This is a genomic window from Amycolatopsis pithecellobii, from assembly GCF_009707865.1.
GTDB lineage: Bacteria > Actinomycetota > Actinomycetes > Mycobacteriales > Pseudonocardiaceae > Amycolatopsis_E > Amycolatopsis_E pithecellobii.
In genome coordinates, this window is sequence record NZ_WMBA01000010.1 from 69793 (window position 1) to 90572 (window position 20780).

General features: G+C 67.6%; 22 protein-coding genes and 1 pseudogene. 7 read left to right on the forward strand and 16 right to left on the reverse strand.

Features of this window, described 5'->3' with window-relative positions:
* Nucleotides 1-55: 55 nt before the first annotated feature.
* Nucleotides 56-1084 carry an L-glyceraldehyde 3-phosphate reductase gene (gene mgrA / locus GKO32_RS09520; protein ID WP_312867741.1) on the forward strand — a complete coding sequence of 343 codons (1029 nt, stop codon included), beginning with the start codon at nt 56-58 and terminating at the stop codon, nt 1082-1084.
* 10 nt (nt 1085-1094) lie between these two features.
* Nucleotides 1095-1709 (forward strand): MBL fold metallo-hydrolase, encoded by a 615-nt coding sequence (locus GKO32_RS09525; RefSeq protein ID WP_154756415.1) that lies wholly within the window; start codon nt 1095-1097, stop codon nt 1707-1709.
* Nucleotides 1710-1713: 4 nt separating this feature from the next.
* Here GKO32_RS09525 and GKO32_RS09530 read toward each other — a convergent pair whose 3' ends face one another.
* Genes GKO32_RS09530 through GKO32_RS09540 form a run of 3 tightly spaced genes read right to left on the reverse strand, consistent with a single transcriptional unit; the run spans nt 1714 to nt 4315 of the window.
* Nucleotides 1714-3216: a carboxylesterase/lipase family protein gene (locus tag GKO32_RS09530; protein ID WP_154756416.1), complete on the reverse strand. Its 1503-nt coding sequence runs from the start codon at nt 3214-3216 to the stop codon at nt 1714-1716.
* Nucleotides 3188-3832, reverse strand: a complete 645-nt coding sequence (locus GKO32_RS09535; protein WP_166459457.1) for a TetR/AcrR family transcriptional regulator — start codon at nt 3830-3832, stop codon at nt 3188-3190. Before GKO32_RS09535 ends, GKO32_RS09530 begins: the two co-directional genes overlap by 29 nt.
* Before the next feature lie 42 nt (nt 3833-3874).
* Nucleotides 3875-4315, reverse strand: coding sequence for a DUF309 domain-containing protein (locus tag GKO32_RS09540; protein ID WP_154756418.1), 441 nt, complete (start codon nt 4313-4315; stop codon nt 3875-3877).
* Between the two features lie 34 nt (nt 4316-4349).
* Here GKO32_RS09540 and guaB1 point away from each other — a divergent pair, with 34 nt between their 5' ends.
* Nucleotides 4350-5789 (forward strand): GMP reductase, encoded by a 1440-nt coding sequence (gene guaB1 / locus GKO32_RS09545; RefSeq protein WP_312867742.1) that lies wholly within the window; start codon nt 4350-4352, stop codon nt 5787-5789.
* 19 nt (nt 5790-5808) lie between these two features.
* On the opposite strand, the gene phoH2 is transcribed toward guaB1, so the two are convergent.
* The 4 genes from phoH2 to GKO32_RS09565 all read right to left on the reverse strand — a co-directional run bounded on the left by phoH2 (nt 5809) and on the right by GKO32_RS09565 (nt 10556).
* The gene (gene phoH2, locus GKO32_RS09550; protein ID WP_376765942.1) at nt 5809-7095 is read right to left on the reverse strand and encodes an RNA 5'-3' helicase PhoH2; all 1287 of its coding nucleotides are present in this window, start codon (nt 7093-7095) and stop codon (nt 5809-5811) included.
* 452 nt (nt 7096-7547) lie between these two features.
* A complete protein-coding gene (locus GKO32_RS09555; RefSeq protein WP_312867743.1) occupies nt 7548-8324 on the reverse strand; it encodes an isoprenyl transferase in 777 nt (258 codons plus the stop codon).
* Nucleotides 8325-8406: 82 nt separating this feature from the next.
* A complete protein-coding gene (locus GKO32_RS09560; RefSeq protein ID WP_154756421.1) occupies nt 8407-9132 on the reverse strand; it encodes a trypsin-like serine peptidase in 726 nt (241 codons plus the stop codon).
* Between the two features lie 17 nt (nt 9133-9149).
* Entirely contained in the window at nt 9150-10556 is a 1407-nt protein-coding gene (locus tag GKO32_RS09565; protein ID WP_154756422.1) for a hypothetical protein, read from the reverse strand.
* Between the two features lie 359 nt (nt 10557-10915).
* Between GKO32_RS09565 and trhA the strand changes: the two genes are divergently transcribed.
* Nucleotides 10916-11581: a PAQR family membrane homeostasis protein TrhA gene (gene trhA, locus GKO32_RS09570; protein ID WP_312867744.1), complete on the forward strand. Its 666-nt coding sequence runs from the start codon at nt 10916-10918 to the stop codon at nt 11579-11581.
* Here trhA and GKO32_RS09575 read toward each other — a convergent pair.
* The 7 genes from GKO32_RS09575 to mca form a co-directional block, all read right to left on the reverse strand.
* Nucleotides 11578-11862 (reverse strand): hypothetical protein, encoded by a 285-nt coding sequence (locus tag GKO32_RS09575; RefSeq protein ID WP_154756423.1) that lies wholly within the window; start codon nt 11860-11862, stop codon nt 11578-11580. The genes trhA and GKO32_RS09575 overlap by 4 nt on opposite strands.
* Nucleotides 11863-12311: 449 nt before the next feature.
* Nucleotides 12312-12866, reverse strand: coding sequence for an ATP-binding transcription factor AbmR (abmR, locus tag GKO32_RS09580; RefSeq protein WP_154756424.1), 555 nt, complete (start codon nt 12864-12866; stop codon nt 12312-12314).
* 91 nt (nt 12867-12957) lie between these two features.
* Nucleotides 12958-14958 (reverse strand): thioredoxin domain-containing protein, encoded by a 2001-nt coding sequence (locus GKO32_RS09585; protein WP_154756425.1) that lies wholly within the window; start codon nt 14956-14958, stop codon nt 12958-12960.
* 28 nt (nt 14959-14986) lie between these two features.
* Complete coding sequence (locus GKO32_RS09590; protein ID WP_154756426.1) at nt 14987-15403, reverse strand: PIN domain-containing protein; 417 nt, start codon at nt 15401-15403, stop codon at nt 14987-14989.
* The gene (locus GKO32_RS09595; RefSeq protein WP_154756427.1) at nt 15403-15690 is read right to left on the reverse strand and encodes a hypothetical protein; all 288 of its coding nucleotides are present in this window, start codon (nt 15688-15690) and stop codon (nt 15403-15405) included. The genes GKO32_RS09590 and GKO32_RS09595 overlap by 1 nt, the downstream gene beginning before the upstream one ends.
* A gap of 45 nt (nt 15691-15735) precedes the next feature.
* Nucleotides 15736-16011: a hypothetical protein gene (locus GKO32_RS09600; RefSeq protein ID WP_154756428.1), complete on the reverse strand. Its 276-nt coding sequence runs from the start codon at nt 16009-16011 to the stop codon at nt 15736-15738.
* Nucleotides 16008-16910 (reverse strand): mycothiol conjugate amidase Mca, encoded by a 903-nt coding sequence (gene mca / locus GKO32_RS09605; protein ID WP_154756429.1) that lies wholly within the window; start codon nt 16908-16910, stop codon nt 16008-16010. The genes GKO32_RS09600 and mca overlap by 4 nt, the downstream gene beginning before the upstream one ends.
* Before the next feature lie 102 nt (nt 16911-17012).
* Here mca and GKO32_RS09610 point away from each other — a divergent pair, with 102 nt between their 5' ends.
* The 3 genes and pseudogenes from GKO32_RS09610 to GKO32_RS09620 all read left to right on the forward strand — a co-directional run bounded on the left by GKO32_RS09610 (nt 17013) and on the right by GKO32_RS09620 (nt 19078).
* Nucleotides 17013-17432 carry a DUF4307 domain-containing protein gene (locus GKO32_RS09610; RefSeq protein ID WP_246243389.1) on the forward strand — a complete coding sequence of 140 codons (420 nt, stop codon included), beginning with the start codon at nt 17013-17015 and terminating at the stop codon, nt 17430-17432.
* A 195-nt stretch (nt 17433-17627) separates the two neighbouring features.
* Nucleotides 17628-18125, forward strand: a complete 498-nt coding sequence (greA, locus tag GKO32_RS09615) for a transcription elongation factor GreA (RefSeq protein WP_154756506.1) — start codon at nt 17628-17630, stop codon at nt 18123-18125.
* A gap of 58 nt (nt 18126-18183) precedes the next feature.
* Nucleotides 18184-19078, forward strand: a pseudogene (locus GKO32_RS09620) (MBL fold metallo-hydrolase).
* Here GKO32_RS09620 and GKO32_RS09630 read toward each other — a convergent pair.
* Together GKO32_RS09630 and ilvA are read right to left on the reverse strand one after the other, a co-directional pair.
* Entirely contained in the window at nt 19054-19530 is a 477-nt protein-coding gene (locus GKO32_RS09630; RefSeq protein ID WP_312867745.1) for an Lrp/AsnC family transcriptional regulator, read from the reverse strand. The pseudogene GKO32_RS09620 and the gene GKO32_RS09630 overlap by 25 nt on opposite strands.
* Before the next feature lie 8 nt (nt 19531-19538).
* Nucleotides 19539-20756: a threonine ammonia-lyase gene (gene ilvA, locus GKO32_RS09635; protein WP_154756432.1), complete on the reverse strand. Its 1218-nt coding sequence runs from the start codon at nt 20754-20756 to the stop codon at nt 19539-19541.
* Nucleotides 20757-20780 lie beyond the last annotated feature (24 nt).

Consider the following 20780-nt stretch of genomic DNA (forward strand, 5'->3'; position numbering starts at 1 on the left):
TCGTCCAGCGGATGACCGCCTGGTTAACGGGCGGCACGGTACTACCCTGCAAACCGTGACGTCCTATCTTGCGAGTGCCGGCCGCTACGATGAGATGGCCTACCGGCGCACCGGTCGCAGCGGCCTCAAGCTGCCGGCGATTTCCCTGGGCCTGTGGCACAACTTCGGTGACGACCGGCCACTCGAGACGCAGCGTGCGATCCTTCGCCGCGCCTTCGACCTCGGGGTCACACATTTCGACCTCGCCAACAACTACGGGCCGCCCTACGGCTCAGCGGAAGCCAATTTCGGCAAGCTGCTCGCGCAGGATTTCCGCCCGTACCGGGATGAGCTGATCATTTCCACCAAGGCGGGTTACGACATGTGGCCCGGCCCTTATGGCGACGGGGGTTCGCGCAAGTACCTGCTCGCGAGCCTCGACCAGTCGCTCCAGCGGATGGACCTGGATTACGTCGACATCTTCTACGCACACCGGTTCGACCCCGACACGCCGCTCGAAGAAACCATGGGTGCGCTCGTTTCCGCCGTGCAGCAAGGAAAAGCGCAGTACGTCGGGATCTCCTCGTACAACGCGCACCGCACACGCGAGGCCGCCGCGCTGCTGCGGCAACAGGGCGTGCCGCTGCTGATCCACCAGCCCTCCTACTCGATGCTGAACCGGTGGATCGAGGAGGACGGTTTGCTCGACGTGCTCGCCGAGGAGGGCGCGGGGTGCATCGGATTCGCCCCGCTCGCACAAGGTCTGCTCACCGACAAGTACCTCTCCGGTATCCCCCAGGGTTCCCGTGCCACACAAGGGAAATCGCTCGCCCCGGAGGCGGTTGAGCGCAATGTGGACAAGCTTCGCGCGCTCAACGACATCGCGCAGCGGCGCGGCCAGTCACTCGCCCAGCTCGCGCTGACGTGGCTGTTGCGCGACCCGCGCGTCACCTCGGCGCTCATCGGCGCGTCCTCGGTGCGGCAACTGGAGCAGAATATCGCCGCCCTGCGGGGGCCCGAGCTGACCGGTGACGAGCTCACCGAGATCGACAAGTACGCCACCGATTCGGGTCTGAACATCTGGGCCCGTTCCAGCGAGTCGTAAGGTCACCGCCATGACGGCAACAGTGCGGAACGTGGTCACCTCGGGTGTGTTCGAACTCGACGGCGGCACGTGGGACGTCGACAACAACGTATGGCTGCTCGGGGACGAGAGCGAGGTCTTCGTCATCGACGCGGCACACGACGCGGACGCGATCGTGAGTGCGGTGGGTGACCGCGAGGTCCGTGCGATCATCTGCACGCACGCACACAACGATCACGTCAACGCCGCGCCCGCGGTGGCCGAGCGCACCGGCGCGCCGATCCTGCTGCATCCCGCCGACCGGGTGCTGTGGAATCTGACGCATCCGGATACCGCGCCGGACGGGGAGCTGGCGGACGGACAGACGCTGACCGTCGCGGGCACCGGGCTGACCGTGCTGCACACCCCGGGCCACGCGCCCGGCGCGGTCTGCCTCTACGCCCCTGAGCTCGGGATCGTGTTCACCGGGGACACCCTGTTCTCCGGCGGTCCGGGTGCCACCGGCCGCTCCTACTCCGATCACCCGACGATCGTGAAATCCATCCGCACCAAGCTGTTCGCGTTGCCGGACGACACGGTGGTCCACACCGGACACGGCGAGTCCACCACCATCGGCGCGGAGAAGGCGAACGTGCCCGCCACCTGACCGTTCAGTGGCGCAGTGACACGTTGTGCCAGCTCGCTCGCCGCTCGCCGTCCGGGTCGGCCACGACGGCGGTCTTCTCGTCGAACACCATCGTCTGCCGGGAGCCGGGCTCGTACTCCGGCCAGGCGGGGACGGCGCCGGTGGCGGCGGGATCACCGTTGGTGGCGAAGGAGATCCAGGAGCCGTGCAGCTCTTCGGTCAGGCTCCCTGGCACGTCGTCGCCGAGCATCGACTTGGTGATGGGCAGGCTGAAGTCGTCGAACACGAAGGGGACTTCGAGGCCGTGGCTGGCGCCGACGCGTCCGTCGCAAGCGGTGCTGCGCCAGGCGAACTGGTACACGCGGGTGGAACCACCGGCACGGTGGTGCGCTTCGGCGATCCGCAGCGACGGGATGCGGAAGACCCGGTCGGTGTCCATCGCGATCTGCGCCCCGATCGCCGAGCCGGGTTCCAGGCTCCGGTCGTACACGTCGCGGATCCGTTGCTGTAGCGCGGGATCCGCGCCCCATTTCGGCGGGGCCACGTCCACTGGACCCGGCATCTCGGCCATCAACTGGTAGAGGGTGCACTCGTCGCGGTTGGTGCCGATTACGAGCGCGACGTCCGCGCCGACGCCATCGGCGATGGCCTCCGCCGCGGGGCGGGGCATCAGGTCGCCACCGGTGAACGGCACGAACGGCAGTGACGTCCGTCCGCACTCGGGATGCTCGCCGCGCCGGATCTCGTCGATCAGTTCGGTCTGTGCCTCGAGGAAACGTGCCGACGGTACCGAGGGCAGGTCAGCGGCCGTGACGCCAAGTTTGGCGAGGACGAGTTCGGCGACGGGCTCGGCGTTGCCGGCGGGGAAGCCGAACACCGGCGCGCCAGGCGCGCTCTGCGACACCGCCCGGTGGAACAGCCCCTGTGCGGAGGGACAGCCGAGCAGCTCGTTGACGAACGTGGCACCGGCCGAGGACCCGAAGATCGTGATGTTGTCCGGGTTTCCCCCGAAGTTCGCGATGTTCTCGCGGGTCCAGCGCAGCGCGGCAATCTGGTCGGCGAGTCCGTAGGCGCCCGACGCGGCCGTGTAGGCGTCGTCGAGGTGCCCGGCGTGCAGGAACCCGAACGCACCGAGCCGGTAGTTGCAGCTGACGAGCACCGCCCCGTCGCGGGCGAACGCGCTGCCGTCGGAGCCGGGCTCGGCGTTCGAGCCGAGGGTGAAGCCACCGCCGTGAATCCAGAACAGAACCGGTCGGCCGGACGCGCCTTCAGGCGCCCATACGTTGACCGACAGGCAGTCCTCGCCGTCTTCGAGGTCGGCGAAGATGCCCAAGGATGGCTGCGGGCAGCGCGGGCCGTAGGCAGTGCAATCGCGCACGCCGTCCCAGCGGGTACGCGGCACCGGTGGCTTGAAGAGGTTCGGCCCGAACGGCGGCTCCGCGTACGGAATGCCCTTGAAGGCGGCCGTCCCGTCGCTCAGCTCACCCCGGATCGTGCCGCTAGTGGTCTCCACGTCGATTGTGGCCATGCTTGTCTCCTTTTCGGGCGGCGGTGCGCGGGCGGCCCTCCGCTGACGTCGGGTTTCGGGGAGTGACGATGCGGCGCATGGCTTCCTCGATCGCGGCGCGCCGCGTGTGGACCGGTGGACCACCGGCCTCGGCTACGTCCACGAGCGCCGCGTCCGCACCGGACCACGCGCCCGCCAGTGCGCCGATGATCGCCATCAGGTCGGCGGGGTCCCAGGACGCGTCGACCTGGCCGGCCCGCTGCGCCGCCTTGATCTGCTCGATTTTTTCTTGGTAGGCCTCGGTTTCACTCGAGGACCGCGCGAGCTCCGGGCCCTCCAGCCGTCGCCACGAGATCAGGCGCACGATCTCCGGCGCGCCGAACGCCAGGTCGAACAGGTCGCCGGTGGTGGCGGGTAGGTCTGCCGCGCTACGGGAAGTCCACCCGTCGGGTCGGGACGCCGCCGCCTTGAGCACCGCTGCGAAGAGGCGCTGCTTGCCACCGAAGTACGCGTAGATGCGTTCCTTGTTCGCCCCCGCGGCCGCCGCAATGCGGTCGACTCGTGCGCCGCCGAAGCCGTGCGCGGCGAACTCGGCCGTCGCGGCGGCCAGGATGCGCTCCTCCGTGCTCCCGGTCATGATCCCCATCGTACCAACCATCTAGTTGGTTGGCGACTCGGTTCAGCCGCGGAGCGCGGGCGGTTCGCCCTGAGCGCCCTTGCGCGCCCAGTTCACCAGCCCGGCGACGTCGATCCCATGCGGTGCCTCGGGCGCGAACGGTTCGAGAGCCGCCGCGGCGCGGGCCAGCAGGGCAGCCGCACCCTTGGCGTTCCCGCGCGCCGCATGGGTCAGGCCGACGGCGAACTGCGCGAGTCCTTTCCACAGCGCCCGCTCGGGCCCATCCGTCGACTTCCACGCGTCCTCGAACACCTCGTGCGCATGGAACGGTTTGCCATCGTCGAGCAGCCGCTGGGCCTCGGCGAGCGTCTCGTCGGGAGTGCGCACCACGCCTTCCGGCTGCCGGGGCACTCCCGGTGAGCCGTACGGCAGCGGCCTGCCCAACCCGTCCCGCGGGCGCGCGTTGCGGGCCCGGCCTTCGGCGTCTCGATCGCGCTCCGGCATGCGCGCATCGTCTCATGACCTACGCTGGGAACTCGTGCGCTTCCTCGTTGGCCACCGGCCTGCCCACGACCTCACCTACGACGACGTGTTCCTCGTGCCGAACCGTTCGGACGTGGAGTCGCGATTCGATGTGGACCTCTCCACCGTGGACGGCACCGGCGCGACGATCCCGGTCGTCGTCGCCAACATGACCGCCGTCGCCGGCCGCCGGATGGCCGAGACGGTGGCCCGCCGCGGCGGTCTCGTGATACTGCCGCAGGACGTGGATCCGGCCGCTGTCGCCGACATCGTCGGCTGGGTGAAGAGCCGCCACACCGTGTGGGACACGCCGCTCGTGCTCACCGGCAGCGACGCCGTCGCCGATGCCCTGAACCTCGTCGGCAAGCGCGCACACGGCGCCGTCGTGGTGGTCGACGACGACGGCCGCCCGGTCGGGATCGCGGACGAAAACGCTTGCGCCGGGGTGGACCGGTTCGCCCGCCTGACCGAAGTCGCCGAACCGCCCGCGGTCACGCTGCCCCTTGGCACGCCCGCGCGCGAAGTCTTCGAGCGCCTCCACGCGGCGGGCGCCCGGCTCGCGCTCGGTGTCGACGCGGACGGCAAGCTCGTCGGCGTCCTGACCCAGACGGCCGCGCTGCGCGCCGGCATCTACACCCCCGCCGTCGATGCGCACAACCACTTGCGGGTGGGCGCGGCGATCGGGGTGAACGGTGATGTCGCGGCGAAGGCGGAAGCCGTACTGGCAGCCGGCGTGGACGTGCTCGTGGTGGACACGGCACACGGCCACCAGGAGAAAATGATCGCCGCGCTCAAGGCCGTGCGGTCGGTTTCGCCGCACGTGCCCGTCGTCGCCGGCAACGTGGTCACCGCCGAAGGCACCCGAGATCTCATCGCGGCGGGCGCCGACGTGGTCAAGGTCGGGGTCGGCCCCGGGGCGATGTGCACGACGCGGATGATGACCGGAGTCGGTCGCCCGCAGTTCTCCGCGGTCGCCGAATGTGCCGTCGCGGCAAGGGAACTGGGCAAGCACGTGTGGGCCGACGGCGGGGTCCGCCACCCGCGCGACGTCGCGCTGGCGCTGGCCGCGGGCGCGTCGGCGGCCATGGTCGGCTCCTGGTTCGCCGGGACCCACGAGTCGCCCGGCGACCTGCGTTATGACGAGAACGGCCGCCCGTACAAGGAATCCTTCGGCATGGCGTCGAAGCGGGCGGTGGCCGGCCGGACCCGCACCGACAACGTGTTCGACCGGGCCCGCAAGGCGTTGTTCGAGGAAGGCATTTCCTCGTCACGGATGTTGCTCGACCCGGCGCGGCCCGGCGTCGAGGACCTGCTGGACTCGATCTGCGCGGGCGTGCGGTCCTCATTCACCTACGCCGGCGCCCGCACCACCGAGGAATTCCACGAGCGCGCCGTGCTCGGGGTGCAGTCCGCCGCCGGGTTCGCCGAGGGCCGCCCACTCCCGTCCGGGTGGTGAGAGGGGCGGCCGGCGAACCTCAGCCGTGATCCTCCAGCATCTCGGTGACCAGCGCGGCGATCGGTGACCGCTCCGAGCGGGTCAACGTGACGTGCGCGAAAAGCGGATGCCCCTTCAACTTCTCGATGACGGCGGACACCCCGTCGTGCCGCCCGACGCGCAGGTTGTCGCGCTGCGCGACGTCATGCGTCAACACCACCCGCGAGGCGGTGCCGAGCCGGGACAGCACGGTGAGCAACACGTTGCGCTCCAAGGACTGCGCCTCGTCCACGATCACGAACGCGTCGTGCAGCGAGCGGCCGCGGATATGAGTCAGCGGCAGCACTTCCAGCATCCCGCGGTCGAAGACCTCGTCGAGGACCTCCTGGCTGACGAGCGCGCCGAGGGTGTCGAACACCGCCTGCGCCCACGGCTGCATCTTTTCGCTCTCGGAACCGGGCAAATACCCGAGATCCTGCCCGCCGACGGCGTAGACCGGCCGGAACACCACGACTTTGCGGTGCTCACGGCGTTCCATCACCGACTCCAGGCCGGCGCACAGTGCCAATGCCGACTTGCCGGTGCCCGCGCGGCCACCCAGTGACACGATCCCGACGTCGGGGTCGAGCAACAGGTCGAGCGCGACGCGTTGCTCCGCGGAGCGGCCGTGCAGTCCGAATGCCTCGCGGTCGCCGCGCACCAGCCGCACCTTCTTGTCGGCAGTGAGCCGCCCGAGCGCCGCCGAACCGCCGCCGAGCAACCGCAATCCGGTGTGACACGGCAGTTCGCCGATGTCGGGCTGACCGTAGTCGGCAAGATCGATGGTGCCGCCCGCGAACAGCGCGTCGATGGCCTCCTGTGGCACATCCACGTCCGCCATCCCGGTCCAGCCGGACGGCGTGACCTCCTGGGCGCGGTACGCGTCCGCGTCCAACCCGACCGCACCGGCCTTGACCCGCAACGGAATGTCCTTCGTCACGAGCGTCACCGTCTTGCGTTCGACGGCGAGGTTGAGCGCGCAGGCCAGAATCCGGTGGTCGTTGGAATCGGTCCGGAATCCGGGCGGCAGCACGGTGGGATCGGAGTGGTTCAGCTCGACGTGCAGGGTGCCGCCGGCGTCCCCGATCGGCACCGGCGAGTCCAGCCGGCCGTGAACGCGGCGCAGATCGTCGAGCAGGCGCAGGGATTCCCGCGCGAACCAGCCCAGTTCGGGGTGATGCCGTTTCGCCTCCAGTTCACTGATCACGACCAGTGGCAACACGACGGCATGCTCGGCGAACCTGGTGACAGCCCACGGGTCCGAGAGCAGGACCGAGGTGTCGAGCACGTAAGTGTGCCGCTGGATTTCTGGGGATAGCGGACCAGCCGCTGATTCTCCGGTGCTTCCCGCACCGGTCGAGGCCTTTCGGGGCAAACGCTGCGCAGTCACGACGGCATCTCCCTTAGGCGTGGCACCACGCCCGCACTCGCTGGGCCGGGCACCGCCCTGGCTGGCCGTTCGATCCCCTGACGCCGGCTTGCGTCAGCGGGCGCGGCCAAGAGGGCCGGGTGCCGGCCCCCTCGTGCGTTTCGCGAACGACGTCACGGCCGGTACCGCCGTCGTCCCCTCAACTACTGCCACTCCAGGGCCTCCCGCGATGATCCGCAAGGTCACGAACCATCACCACGGAAGTTACCTGCGAATCGCGGATCGTGCAGGCAGCCAGGCAGGTGATTCGCGAATTCGTCATCTCACTCATGGCGGAGTGCACCGTGGCCTTCCGGCTACGGTCGGTGATGTCAAGTACCGAACCGGCGGTGCCGCCAGGCGTAATCCCGCAGCGCACGAAGGAAATCGACCCGGCGGAAGGCGGGCCAGTAAGCCTCGGTGAACCAGAACTCCGAGTGCGCGGACTGCCAGAGCAAGAAACCCGAAAGCCGCTGTTCGCCCGATGTTCGGATGATGAGATCCGGATCCGGCTGGCCCGAGGTGTACAGGTGCTCGGAAATGTGGTCCACGTCGAGGATCTTGGCCAGCTCGCGGATGGAAGTGCCCTCGTCGGCCTGTTGCAGCAGAAGTTTCTTGACCGCGTCGGCGATCTCCTGCCTGCCGCCGTAGCCGACGGCGATGTTGACCTCCATGCCCCCGCGCTCCTCGGTGCGCGCGGCGGCGGACTTGAGGCTGCGGGCCATGTCGACAGGCAGCAGCTCGAGCGCCCCGACCATGCGCAGGCGCCACGGGTTCTCCGGCGCGGCGAGCTCGTCGACCACATCGACGATGATCTTCAGCAGTGCCTCGACCTCTTCGTGCGCGCGGGAAAGGTTGTCGGTCGACAGCAGCCACAACGTGACGACCTCGACGTCGGCCTCGCGGCACCAGGACAGGAAGTCGGCGATCTTCTTCGCCCCCGCACGATGGCCGTCCGCGACGTCGGCGAACCCGGCTTCGCGCGCCCAGCGGCGGTTGCCGTCGAGCATGATCGCGATATGGCGGGGGTGCCGCCCGGCAGCCTGCTGGATCAGCCGCCGACCGTAGACGGTATAGACGATGCGGGACCCGATAGCGCGAAGGCTCACGTCGGACAAGCGTACGCAGTTGCCCGGTTGGACGTGGCCGCGGCTACGTCCAACCGGGCAACGGCACTCGGCACGGTGCGGACTACCTCGCCTTCCACTCCTCGATCTGCTTGATGACCTGCGGCGTCACCCGGACCGCGAGGTTCGCGGTGCGATCGTCGTTGACCCGGCTGTGGATGCCCACCGCCTTGGTGTCACTGACGGCCTGGTAACCGGCCACGGCGGCACCGCTTTGACCCGCTGACGTGGAAATGCGGTATTGCAGCAGGTGCTGATCGACCGCGGCGAGCGCCCCCGCGGCGTACCACATCGAGTTCTCCGGCGTCTTGTCGTCCGGGTACCCGGCGATCTGCCATTCGTTGCCGCGCAGCGTCGAGTCGTCCGCCGCGGTGAGCTGGTATCGCCCGACCGCGGCGGGCATCGAGGCGCTCAGCACCAGCAGGCTGTAGTCGTCCCGGGTGAGGTCCTTGTCGCGGTAGACGTCCAGCACGTGCCACTTGGCCGCGGTGAACGTGTTGAACGGGAGGTTGGCGGCGTCCCGTCCCGGTTGGAACTTCACTTTGGTCGCCAGACCGCCGAGATCCTTGTCGTAGACGGCATGTGCGGCTGTCACCACGTGTCTCTCCCCGATCGCGAATCCCGTGGACTCGCCTTCGGTCCCGTCCGGGAACGTCGCGGTCACCAGCCCGGTGGTGCACCAGGGCGAGGCGGAAGTCTGGGTGACGCGCTGCCGTTTGTCGGGCGGGAACGGCATCCCCACGCGAAGGCGGTGCGTCACCGGGAGTCGCTGTGCTGATGTGGGCGACATAGCTGGTCTCCTTGTCGTCAGAGCTTGATCCGGCGTTTGGCGGGCTGAGCCTGGGGTTCACGCGGGGTCGGCAGGGCGCCATCCTCCACGTTCCGTTCCAGCGCGGCGAGGATTTCCCTGACCTCTTCACCGGACGCAAGCTCGAGAATGGGCGTGCCGTCGTCGTGGTAGCCCTTGAAAGACGGCGTTTCGGTCAGGGTGATCGTGTTGAGCAGGTCGAGCATCACGCCGAACTGTTGCGGCGTCCACTTTCCACTTTCCACATATCCCAGATATCTCAGAACCTCCTTGTTCTTGGCGGCCACCTCGGTCGTGATCCGCTTCTGGAGCCCGTCGCTCTTCGCTTTCGTCACGCAGCCGGATTCTTTGAGCTGCAGGTCGTAGAAGAACTTCGAACTTTCCCCGCCGCACGGTATCGCCAGTGACATCGAGCTGGACATCAATACCGGGAGCTGCCCCTCGAAGGAAACCACCTCGTCGTAGGTGATCTCCTGATTGAAGAAGTTACTGATGTAGCTGGTGTTCACATTGACGGTGAACGGCAGCAGCTTGGCCGCCCAATTGTCGTCCTTCGACGGTTCCTGCGGCGTCGGATTGGGCTCGAACTTGAACAATCCTTCACCGGAGGTGATCTGTTTGTTGATCGCCTCGAACATGGCCTTGGTGCTGTTGAGCATCTGCCAGCCGAATTCGCTGCTGCCGCTTCCCTGGCGGTACTTTATGGTGACGATACCCTTCGAAATGAGCTCCTGGGTGATCTTGTCGACGTCGACGCCCAGATTGAACCAGCCGATGTTCGCACCCACCTTGACCTGGCTGCGGGTGTACTCCCAGACCTTGCTCAGGTCGGCGTGGATCTCCGCCACCCAGGGGTCGGCGTAGAGGCTGGCCGTGCCGTAGATGTTCACCGCGAACTCGGGTACCGGTTCCGCCGTGGCGAGTTCGGCGCCGACCAGCTCGGCGAACAGGCTGTTGCTCGCGCCGACCTCGTAGTTGAACTGCGACCCGAGGGTCACCTGATTGGGGAAGGTCGCGGTGCCACCCGTGCCGGACTCGACGATGTGCTTGGCGAAGATCGGCTGCACTGTCACGTCGTCCAGCACGATCGGGACCAGGACGGGCTTCTTGATGTTGTATCGCTTCTGGATCTCCTCGGTGATGTTGGCACGCTGGGCGGCGGTCATGTCGGCGACGGCGGCGCCTTTCAAGATGCCGCCACAACAGCTCTTGTACACCAAGTTTCCGTAGTCGACCCAGTATGGCTGGGCGTTGATGCCGTAGTACTTGACTTCGAATTTCCGCAGCGTCTCACCGAGAACCGAGTCAATACGGAGGGGAAAGTAATGAAACATTTCCGGATTGTCGTAATCCTGGTAAGCGACCACGCCGTCCGTGGCCGCAGGTCTGTTCAAACGTCCAGCCATCGTTGTCTCCCATTGGATTTGCCGCTTCAGCCAAAGGAAAAAGAGCGCAATAATCCCCTGAATGAGCGAGGGTGAATTTCGTGAAATAAATCAGGTGCGCGTTGTGGCGCGCCTACCGACTCTAGCGGCAATGGCGTGGCATCGGCAGCCCACCGGCAGGATGAAAAGCTCCTCACTGAGGGCGATCGATAATGTGCCTCCCGGGCGCGGATAAGGGGTGCATTTCACCACGGCATGGTGATTCGCCGCGCCCGCTGCCACCAGGTGAAAGCCCGGGTGGTCCCAGTCAAGGGCGACGTGGTTACCGCCACGGACAACGACATCGCACCTGCCGCCGCACATCCCGTAGCCTCATTCGCGTGACCGTTGCTGAGCCGCCCACCGTCGACACCCGCCCGCGCCTTCGCGGTCATATCCATTTCTGGTCGTTCTTCGGGGCGCTCGCCGGTGCCGTGACACTGGTCGCGCTGGCCGCCGCGAAGGTGTCCGGCCTCGCCGCGGTCGCGACGTCGGTGTACGGGCTGACGGTGATGGGTGTGTTCGGGGTGAGCGCGCTGTACCACCGGCGGTTCTGGAGCCCGCGTGGGTACAAATGGATGAAGCGCGCGGATCACTCGATGATCTTCCTGTTCATCGCCGGGACTTACACGCCGTTCACGGTGGTGACCATGTCAAAGCCGACCGGCTGGTGGATCCTCGGCATCGTGTGGGGCGGCGCGCTGGCCGGGGTCGCGTTGAAGATGCTGTGGCCGGGCGCGCCACGGTGGCTGGGCGTGCCGATCTACATCGCGCTCGGCTGGGTGGCCATCTTCGTGCTGCCCGAACTGGCCCGCAGCGCCGGCGTCGCCGCCCTGGTCCTGCTCCTCGTCGGCGGCCTGTTCTACACAATCGGCGCAATCTTCTACGGCACGCGCTGGCCCAACCACTGGCCGGACATCTTCGGGTACCACGAGTATTTCCACGCCTGCACAGTGCTGGCCGCGATATCGCACTACGTCGCGATCTGGCTGGCGGTGTTCGCTTAGCTGGGGTTTTGTGGTCGCGGAAGCATCGACGGATGACTCGCCGCGACCGGGTTTGCAATCTGATAGACGATCTGCTGTCCATCCTGCGCACCGGCGAACACGACGTTGGCTGGACCAGGTACGACTCGGTCGACGAAGTCATTGACCGGTTGAGGCAGCTTCGCAACCGCGTCAACGACGGCGATACGGCGGCACGCCAAGAATTCAAGATTCTGTGCGCCCCCGACTGGCGCAATCGAGGAGATCGCCATCTCCAGCAGCTGGGCCGAAACCTGGCTCAAGCTCGTCAACGGCAAGTACCGGTCCGAGTTCACGTGACGGACTTCGCGTGGGCGGAGGTGATGCGGCCGTGTTCCAGGAACACGCGCGGTCTTCCTCGATGTTCGACAACGCGTACAGGTCACACACCTTGCCCAGCAGTTCGGCGGCGTCCGGATCGTCGCACCGCGAGATCGCCGCGACGAAAGCCGACCGCACCACTCCGTCCACCTGGGCTGCGCGGCGCTGTCCGCTCGAGTACCGTCCCCACGACCTGACCGTGTCCGCCGACTTTCGGTCGGATTGGTAACTGCACCACCGCACGCTTCCCGCGCCGCCTGGATCGACCGCAGTTTCCGTTGGTGCGCAAGGTAATCCAGCAGTCGACACCGTTGAGCCCGGCCTTGAGTGCGCAGGTGATGCACATCCGAGCCGCGCCCGGACCTCGCGCCACAGCGACGGTTCGCAGGGTTCAGCCGAGATCCGGTCCCTTGGCGCGCAAATCGTCCACAGTGGACATGGCTTCCCGTAGCTGCCCCAACCATTGCTCGGCATGCTGGCCGACGAGCCGGACGGCCCAGGCCAGCGCCTCGGACCTTGACCGCGCCACACCGGCGGCGACGAGCGTGTCCAGCACCTGCCGTTCGGGTTGCCGCAACCGCGTCATCACGGGAACGGACAGCGTGGTGAACAACTCCCGGGTGTCCCCGACCCGCGCGCCCCACGCCACCTTGCGCTGGTACCGGTGCTCGGCCTGACGCGCGATCTCGATGCGCCGTTCGCGCGTTTCCTCCCGGAACCGGCTGATCCGGCCCGCCTCCGCCGCCGCACGCGCCGCGTCGTCGGCGAATTCATCGGTCAGTGGTGGCAGTTCGCCGACCACCAGAATCTCTTCACGATCGACGGTGATCTCCGGGGCGCCCGTGAACCATCCGTCCGGCAACCGGCCCGCGAACCAGCCCGCCGCGTCCTCGGCGGAGGGCACCTCAGCCTGTTGCCACCCGCCGCGTCCTTTCCAGCCTCGCATCGCAACCTCCGCGATTACATGATTACATCAATACAGAAGGTACGCCGATACCAGCGACAGGTGGAGTGCGTTTGCCCAGGGCGTAATGCAGTCAGCGGGCGAGGGCTGCTTCCAGCGCGTCCGGCGAGGTCACCGGGCGGTCACAGACGTAACCGTGGCACACGTAGGCCGCGGCGGCGCCGTCGACGAGCGGGCGCTGAGCCAACAGCGGCGCACTGTCCGGCTCGCCGGCCAGCACAACACCGCCACCGGGCACCAGCCGCGCCGCGGTGGTCCGCAGCTGCGACCACGCTTCCGGATCGACACCGACGACAGCGACCTGCACGGGTCCGGTGGCCAGCGCTTCGGCGACCGCAAGCCAGTTGCCCGCGAATCGCGGCACCTTCACGGCCAACTGCCCGACGCGGGTCAACGCCTGCTCCGCCGCGTCGCGGTAAGCCGCCGCGCGGTCGGAGCCGACCAGCACCGACGCGGTGGCCAGCGCGCTCGCGAGCGCCGACGCGCCGGACGGGCTCGCGTTGTCAGCCGGGTCGGAAGGCCGCTGTACCAACGCTTCCGCGTCGTCGGCCGTGTCGTGGTAGGCGCCGGGGGCACCGTTGTCGGCGAAGCGTTCGAGTGCGAGGTCGAGCAGCTTCGTCGCTTCGCTGAGCCAGCGCGTATCACCGGTCGCCTGATGGAGGGCGAGCAGACCGTCCGCGAAACACGCGTAGTCCTCGAGTACCCCGGCCGCCTCGCCGACCTGACCGTGCCGCGAACTTCGCCGCAGCCGCCCGTCCACGACGTGAATGTCGAGGATCGCCAGTGCAGCGCGCGTCGCGGCGTCGATCCAGCGCGGCTCGTTCAGCGCGGCACCCGCCTCGCACAACGCCGTGATCGCCAGACCGTTCCAGGAGGCGATCACCTTGTCGTCCCGGCCGGGCTGCGGCCGCTCGTCGCGCACGGCGAGGAGTGCTCGGCGCACCCGCTCGAACCGTTGCGTGTCATCGGGATCGCGCCGCAGCTGGAGCACCGACGTGCCCTGCTCGAACGTGCCGGACTCGGTGACCTCGAACAACCGCACCGCCCACTCGGCGTCCGCACCCAGGACGACGCCCAGTTCCTCCGGCGTCCAGACGTAGGTCAGGCCTTCCACGCCCTGGGTGTCCGCGTCGAGCGACGCGGCGAACCCGCCTTCGTCCGTGCCGAGCCTCTCGAGCAGGAATCCAGCGGTCGCCCTGGCCACCGTCAGCGCCCGCGGCGAACCGGTCAACCGCGCGAGATGCGTGTACACCCGCAGCAGCAAAGTGTTGTCGTACAACATCTTTTCGAAATGCGGCACCACCCAGTCCGCGTCCACCGAGTACCGCGCGAACCCACCGGCCAGCTGGTCGTACATCCCGCCACGGGACATCGCCTCGGCACATTCGTCTACTAAGGACAGTGCTTCGGCCGAACCCGTGCGCTCGTGGTGGCGCAGCAGGAACTCCAGCGTCATCGACGGCGGAAACTTCGGCGCACCACCGAATCCGCCACGTTCGCGATCGGCGTCCGCGGCCAGTTTCACGACCGCGTCCGCGAGCACGCGCGTATCGACGGCCGCCTCCGGCAACGGCCCGGTCTGCTTCGCGAGCTCCTGGAGGATGCGGCCCGCGCCCTCACGCAGTTCCTCGCGGCGGTCTTGCCAAGCCTGCGCGACCGCGCCGAGCAACTGCCGGAACGAGGCCATCCCGGGGCGCGGCTGCGGCGGGTAGTACGTGCCGCAGTGGAACGGTTCTCCTTGTGGGGTAAGGAAACAGGTCATCGGCCAGCCGCCTTGGCCGGTCATCGCCTGGGTCGCGGTCATGTACACGGCGTCGATATCCGGCCGTTCCTCGCGGTCCACCTTGATGTTGACGAAGTTCTGGTTCATCAACCGCGCGGTCTCGGCGTCCTCGAACGATTCGTGCGCCATCACGTGACACCAGTGGCAGGCCGCGTAGCCGACGGACAACACGATCGGCACGTCCCGGCGGCGTGCCTCGGCCAGCGCTTCTTCGCTCCACGGCCACCAATCCACCGGATTATCGGCGTGCTGCAGGAGATAGGGCGAGGTCGCGGTGCCGAGCCGGTTCATGACCCCACTCTCCCACAGCGCGGGGCCGCTACAACTCGACGATCCGCACGCGCTTCCCGCACAACTTGTGCATGTCATCCGCGTCGGACGTCAGCACGACGGCAGGCTTCGCCGCGCTCAGCGCCGTCGCGGCGACCACCGCGTCGATGGCGTACTTGTGCCCGTGCAGACCGGCGTCGCGCAGCAGGTCGATGGCCCGGAACGAGATCTCGTCGGTCACCGGCTCGATTTTCAGTCGCGAGAGATACCAGCGAAGCTGGTCGTCTCTGGTGCGCACATCGCACGCCTCGATCGGTGTGAGCGCGCTGACGACAAGCCGGAAATCGTTCTCATGCGCCTCACGCACGAACGCGGTGACCCGCCTGTCCGCCGCACACCATTTCGACAGCCCCTCGCTGTCGAGCACTATCGTGCCGGCGCTGAGCCTGCCGACCGCGCGCGCCATCAGTCCTCTTTCGACAGCTCGGGCGCCGACTTGACCTCGCGGAACACCGCCGCGGCCTCGTCACTGAACTCCTGGGGGATGGGGCCGGCCCGCGCCTCGTTCGCGGCCAGAGCCTCGACGAGCAGATCCCGCTCGACCTGCCGCTCGACCGCGGCATCCACATAGGCGGAAAAGCCGCGCTGGCCGACGCGCTCACGAACGGCACGCACATTGCTCGCCCGCAACGACACGCTCACCTTGCGGGCCGGGCCCTGTCCCGGCTTGTCCTGCTCATGCCTGGATGCCATGAGCAGGACTTTACTACTTGGAGTGGGAATCTGCAGGACTTATCGTCAGGAGCTCTTCTCGCTCTTCTCCTGCTGCTTCTCCTGTTCGCCCGCCGCGGCCTCTTCCTTGTCGAACGTCTTCGGGACCCGCTTGAGGTGCTTGGTCATCGAACGCACCAGTAGCGCCACAGCGACCAGGAACACCAGCAGCAACAGGAAACCGACCGGAGAGGACTTGCCGAAGTCCTCGCCCTGGCCGCCGTTGTCTCCGTTACCGGGCTGCTGCACCAGGACCAGCGCCGTCGTCGCGACGGGGCCCGCACCTGGCAACGCGAGATTCATGCGGTCACCTTCTCCCGTACCCCTGCGAACAGATCGTCCTCCGGCAACGTGCTGTCGACAAGCGAGCGGACCAGCTCGTAGTCCTCCGTCGGCCAGACCCGGCGCTGCATCTCCAGCGGCACCGCGAACCAGCGGCTGTTCGGGTCGATCTGCGTGGCGTGCGCCTTGAGCGCCTCGTCCCGCAGCTTGAAGTAGTCGGCGCAGTCGACCCGTGTGGTGACCCGCTCCATCACGTCAGGACGCTCCGGGTCCCATTTCTCGAGCCACTCGGCGTAGGGCGACTCCAGGCCCTCTTCGAGCAGCGCGTCGTGGAACAGCTGCATCCGCAGGCGGGACATCCCGTGCATGTAGTACAGCTTCAACGGCTGCCACGGCTCGCCGGCCTCGGGGAACCGGTCCGGCTCGGCGACCGCGTCGAACGCCGCGACCGAGACCTCATGGCAGCGGATGTGATCCGGGTGCGGGTACCCGCCGTTCTCGTCATAGGTCAGCACCACGTGCGGACGGAACTCCCGCATCACCTTCACCAGCTCGCGGACCGGTTCCTCCAGCGGCACCAGCGCGAAGCACCCTTCGGGTAGCGGCGGCAATGGATCACCCTCGGGCAGACCCGAGTCGACGAAGCCGAGCCAGTGGTGCTTGATACCCAGGATTTCGGCGGCCCGCGCCATCTCCTCGCGGCGGATCTGCGGCATGTTCTCGCGCACGCCGGGCCGGTCCATGGCGGGGTTGAGCACGCTGCCCGCTTCCCCACCCGTGCAGCTGACCACCATCACCTCGGCGCCTTCGGCCACGTACCTGGCCATCGTCGCCGCGCCCTTGCTCGACTCGTCGTCAGGATGGGCGTGCACCGCCATCAGCCGCAAGGGCTCGGTAATCCGCGCGTCATCTTCCATCATTGGCGCAACGACCCCTTCTCAACAGCTATTCCGGCCCTGGCGGATACTCGGTCCACACCCATTGTCCCCAGGGGTACGACAAGACGGAGCAGGAGGCCCGGGTTGACCACGCGTGCGCTGCCGGAAGGGCGCTACGGCGCGGCACGCCGCCCGCCCCAGCGCTGGCTGCGATGGCTGTTCACCGCGGTCGCACTGGTGGTCAGCGCTGCCGTCGCGTGGATCGCCTACCTCAACCTCGGGCCCGCGCCGATCGACGCCGAACGGGTCTCGTTCGCGGAACTTCCGGGCAACGCGATGTCCGTCACCATCAACGTGACCAGGGACGATCCGGCGAAACCCGGGGTCTGCATCGTGCGTCTGCGTGATCTTTCCGGCGCCGAAAGCGGTCGCAAGGAGGTCTTCGTCCCGGCCGGGGACAACCACAGCCGCCAGACCACCGTGGTGCGCAGTATCGACCCACCCGTCACGGCGGACGTTTTCGGCTGCTCCTACGAGGTGCCTGCGTACTTGTCAAGTAGGTAGCGGCCAACGGGGTGAATCCCGCGCCCAACGTCCGGGACGAGCGGAAACGAGCGGTATCGCACCCGCTCGTCGTGCTATCCTGGTCTACCGGCACGGCCCACAGGGCCGTGTTTTTCCTTTATCACGAGCCTCGCCGAACTGGTTTCGGTGAGGCTGCCGGCTTGTATACCCATGCCCGGCAGGTACGACGAGGAGATGGTGGCCGTGAGCGACACCCAGGTGACCTGGCTGACGCAAGAAGCCTTCGACAGGCTCAAGAACGAGCTCGACAAACTGATCGAGGATCGTCCGGTCATCGCCGCGCGCATCAACGACAGCAGGGAAGAAGGCGACCTCAAGGAGAACGGGGGCTACCACGCCGCCCGTGAGGAGCAGGGACAGGCGGAGGCCCGCATCCGTCACCTGCAGGAACTGCTTCGCTCGGCCAAGGTCGGCGAGGCGCCGGCCAACGACGGCATCGCGGAACCGGGCAAGATCCTCACCGTTCGCTACGCCGGTGACGACGAGGACGAGCAGTTCCTGCTCGCCACCCGCGAAGAGGGTGCCGAAGGCGCGCTCGACGTCTACTCCCCCGAATCACCGCTGGGTAAGGCCCTGCTCGGTGCCAAGGAGGGCGAGTCACGCGAGTACGAGCTGCCCAACGGCAAGAAGCAGAAAGTCAAGCTGATCAAGGCTGTTCCGTACACCGGCTGAGTGCACGGCCGACCTTTCCACCTGATGGCGAGGTCGGCCTTCGCACTCGCGTTCCGTCATGAACGTGCTGCCCATCTGCCAAACGTGCGGCATGCAGTACGCCGCCCCTCGGTCCGACTGCCCGATCTGTACGGACGAGCGCCAGTACGTGCCAGTGTCCGGTCAGCAGTGGACCGATCTCGATACCTTGCGCGCCAGTGAGTACACCGGGCTCGTGCGCGAGGAGGGGCCCGGCGTCATCGGCGTCGGGTGCGAGCCGAAGTTCGCGATCGGGCAGCGGGCGTTGCTCGTCAAGGCCGCGTCCGGCAACTTCCTGTGGGACTGTGTCGCCTACCTCGACGACGAACTGGTCGCCACGATCACTGCGCACGGCGGGATCACCGGGATCGCGATCAGTCATCCGCACTACTACACCACGGTGATCGACTGGGCTCGCACCTTCGATGTGCCGGTCTACCTGCACGAGAAGGACCGTGAATGGCTCGGCAGGCCCGATCCGGCCGTCGAATGGTGGAGCGGTGAGACCAAACAGCTCACCGAGGACCTGAGGCTGGTCAACCTCGGCGTGCACTTCGCGGGCGGCACCGTGCTGCACTGGTCTCAAGGCCAGGGCACGCTGCTGTCCGGCGACATCGTGCAGGTCATCCCGGACCGCAAATTCGTCGCAGTACCAAGCCGGCCGAAAGTAGGCCGGGCCGACCAACCGCCAGCAGAGCTACATTTCGGCGATCGCCGTGACTGCCGGCCGGCTTGGTAACCGTTGGCACAGTATGTACAGCTACCCGAATCTCATCCCGGAGCGGCCGCCGGTCGTCCGCCGCGCGGCGGAAATCCTTGCGGGCTACCGGTTCGAGGCGATCTACGGCGCGTGGTGGGACGCGGTCATCCGCGCTGACGGCGAGGAGATCGTGCAGCGCTCGGCGAAGCGCTACTTGGATTTCGTGTCGTCGTAAGCGATTCGCTCCAGCAGCGGGCGCACGCGCAGCGGGATCGGCGTGGTCAGCGCCAGCGAAGTGTTGGTACGCCGCACTCCCGGCAGCGCGACGATCCGGTCGATCACGGACTGCAGATCCTCGTGATCGCGGGCGACCATGCGCACGAACAGGTCACCCTGCCCGGTCGTCGCGTGTGCTTCGCAGACCTGCTCGATCGCGGCGAGCCCGGCGGAGACCTCTTCCCGGCTGCCCTGCGCGATCTCGATGACCGCGAACCCGGTGAGCCCGTAACCGATCCCGGCCAGGTCCACCCGGGGCGGGAACCCGTCGAGCACGCCCTGCTCGGTGAGCCGGTCGAGTCGTGCCTGCACGGTTCCGCGTGCGACACCGAGGCGCCGCGCGCATTCGAGGACCCCGAGCCGGGGCGCGTCGGTCAGCAGGAGCAGCAGCTTCGCGTCGAGTGCGTCCACGGATCTTCCTAAAAGGACTGTTCGGAGACGAGGGTGTAGCCGAGATTTTCGAGCTCTGTGGTGACTTCCCGGCAGTGCTCCGAGCCACGGGTTTCCAGGTTCAGCGCGACCTCGACCTCGCCGAGTGCGAGCGTGCCGGACACCCGGGAGTGCTCCACGTTCAGCACGTTCGCCCCCAGTTCACTGATCCGCGACAGCACCGTCGCGAGCACGCCCGGCCGGTCCGGCACCTTCAACCGCAACGAAAGATAGCGCCCGCCCGCGGTCATCCCGTGCTGAATGATCTGCAGCAACAGCAGCGGATCGACGTTGCCGCCGGACAGGACGCCGACGATCGGGCCCGGGAACTCGCCCGGGTACTGCAGCAGCGCCGCGACGGCCGCCGCACCCGCGGGCTCGACCACCTGCTTCCGCCGTTCCAGGCACAGCAGCACCGCGCGGGAAAGCGATTCCTCTGTCACCGTCACGACATCGTCGACCAGGGCTTTCACATGCTCGAACGTGAGCGCGCCGGGCTCGCCGACCGCGATCCCGTCGGCCATCGTGTGGGATTGGCGCAGCCGCACGGGTTTCCCGGCTGCGAGCGAGGAGACGAACGCCGCCGCGCCTTCGGCCTGCACGGCGACGACCCGCGTGCCCGGCCGCTGCGCTTTCACCGCGGCGGCGATACCTGAGACGAGACCGCCGCCGCCGGCCGGCACCAGGACCGTGCCCATGTCCGGTGCCTGTTCGAGCAGTTCGAGCCCCACGGTGCCCTGACCGGCGATCACGTCCTCGTGATCGAAGGGGTGGATCAGCACCGCGCCGGTCTGCTCGGCGAAGGCCACCGCCTCCGCGAGTGTCTCGTCGAAGACCTCGCCGTGCAGGTGCACGTCGGCGCCGTAACCGCGGGTCGCGGCCAGCTTCGGCAACGGCGCCCGCATCGGCATGAAAACCGTCGACTTGATACCGAGCAGCGATGCGGCGAGCGCCACCCCCTGCGCGTGGTTACCGGCGCTCGCGGCGACCACACCGCGCCCGCGTTCCTCCTGGCTGAGCCCGTGGATCCGGGTGTACGCGCCACGGATCTTGAACGAGCCGGTGCGCTGGAGATTTTCACACTTGAGATGGACCGCGGTCGTGTGAACCTTTTCCAGATCGCGCGCGTGTTCCAAGGGAGTCAGCCGGACGACGCCCTCGAGCAGCTTGCGCGCCGCACTGATCCGGTCCGGGCTCACCAATCGCATAACGGGATGATGCCACGGCGGTTC

Coding starts and splice junctions, on each gene's coding strand:
- GKO32_RS09595 (WP_154756427.1), bottom strand. CDS start 15,690: ATGGCATCCAGGCATGAGCAGGACAAGCCGGGACAGGGCCCGGCCCGC.
- ilvA (WP_154756432.1), bottom strand. CDS start 20,756: ATGCGATTGGTGAGCCCGGACCGGATCAGTGCGGCGCGCAAGCTGCTC.
- GKO32_RS09525 (WP_154756415.1), top strand. CDS start 1,095: ATGACGGCAACAGTGCGGAACGTGGTCACCTCGGGTGTGTTCGAACTC.
- GKO32_RS09585 (WP_154756425.1), bottom strand. CDS start 14,958: ATGAACCGGCTCGGCACCGCGACCTCGCCCTATCTCCTGCAGCACGCC.
- GKO32_RS09600 (WP_154756428.1), bottom strand. CDS start 16,011: ATGAATCTCGCGTTGCCAGGTGCGGGCCCCGTCGCGACGACGGCGCTG.
- GKO32_RS09590 (WP_154756426.1), bottom strand. CDS start 15,403: ATGGCGCGCGCGGTCGGCAGGCTCAGCGCCGGCACGATAGTGCTCGAC.
- mca (WP_154756429.1), bottom strand. CDS start 16,910: ATGATGGAAGATGACGCGCGGATTACCGAGCCCTTGCGGCTGATGGCG.
- greA (WP_154756506.1), top strand. CDS start 17,628: ATGGTGGCCGTGAGCGACACCCAGGTGACCTGGCTGACGCAAGAAGCC.
- GKO32_RS09565 (WP_154756422.1), bottom strand. CDS start 10,556: ATGGCTGGACGTTTGAACAGACCTGCGGCCACGGACGGCGTGGTCGCT.
- GKO32_RS09535 (WP_166459457.1), bottom strand. CDS start 3,832: ATGACCGGGAGCACGGAGGAGCGCATCCTGGCCGCCGCGACGGCCGAG.
- GKO32_RS09540 (WP_154756418.1), bottom strand. CDS start 4,315: ATGCCGGAGCGCGATCGAGACGCCGAAGGCCGGGCCCGCAACGCGCGC.
- abmR (WP_154756424.1), bottom strand. CDS start 12,866: ATGCGAGGCTGGAAAGGACGCGGCGGGTGGCAACAGGCTGAGGTGCCC.
- GKO32_RS09560 (WP_154756421.1), bottom strand. CDS start 9,132: ATGTCGCCCACATCAGCACAGCGACTCCCGGTGACGCACCGCCTTCGC.
- GKO32_RS09530 (WP_154756416.1), bottom strand. CDS start 3,216: ATGGCCACAATCGACGTGGAGACCACTAGCGGCACGATCCGGGGTGAG.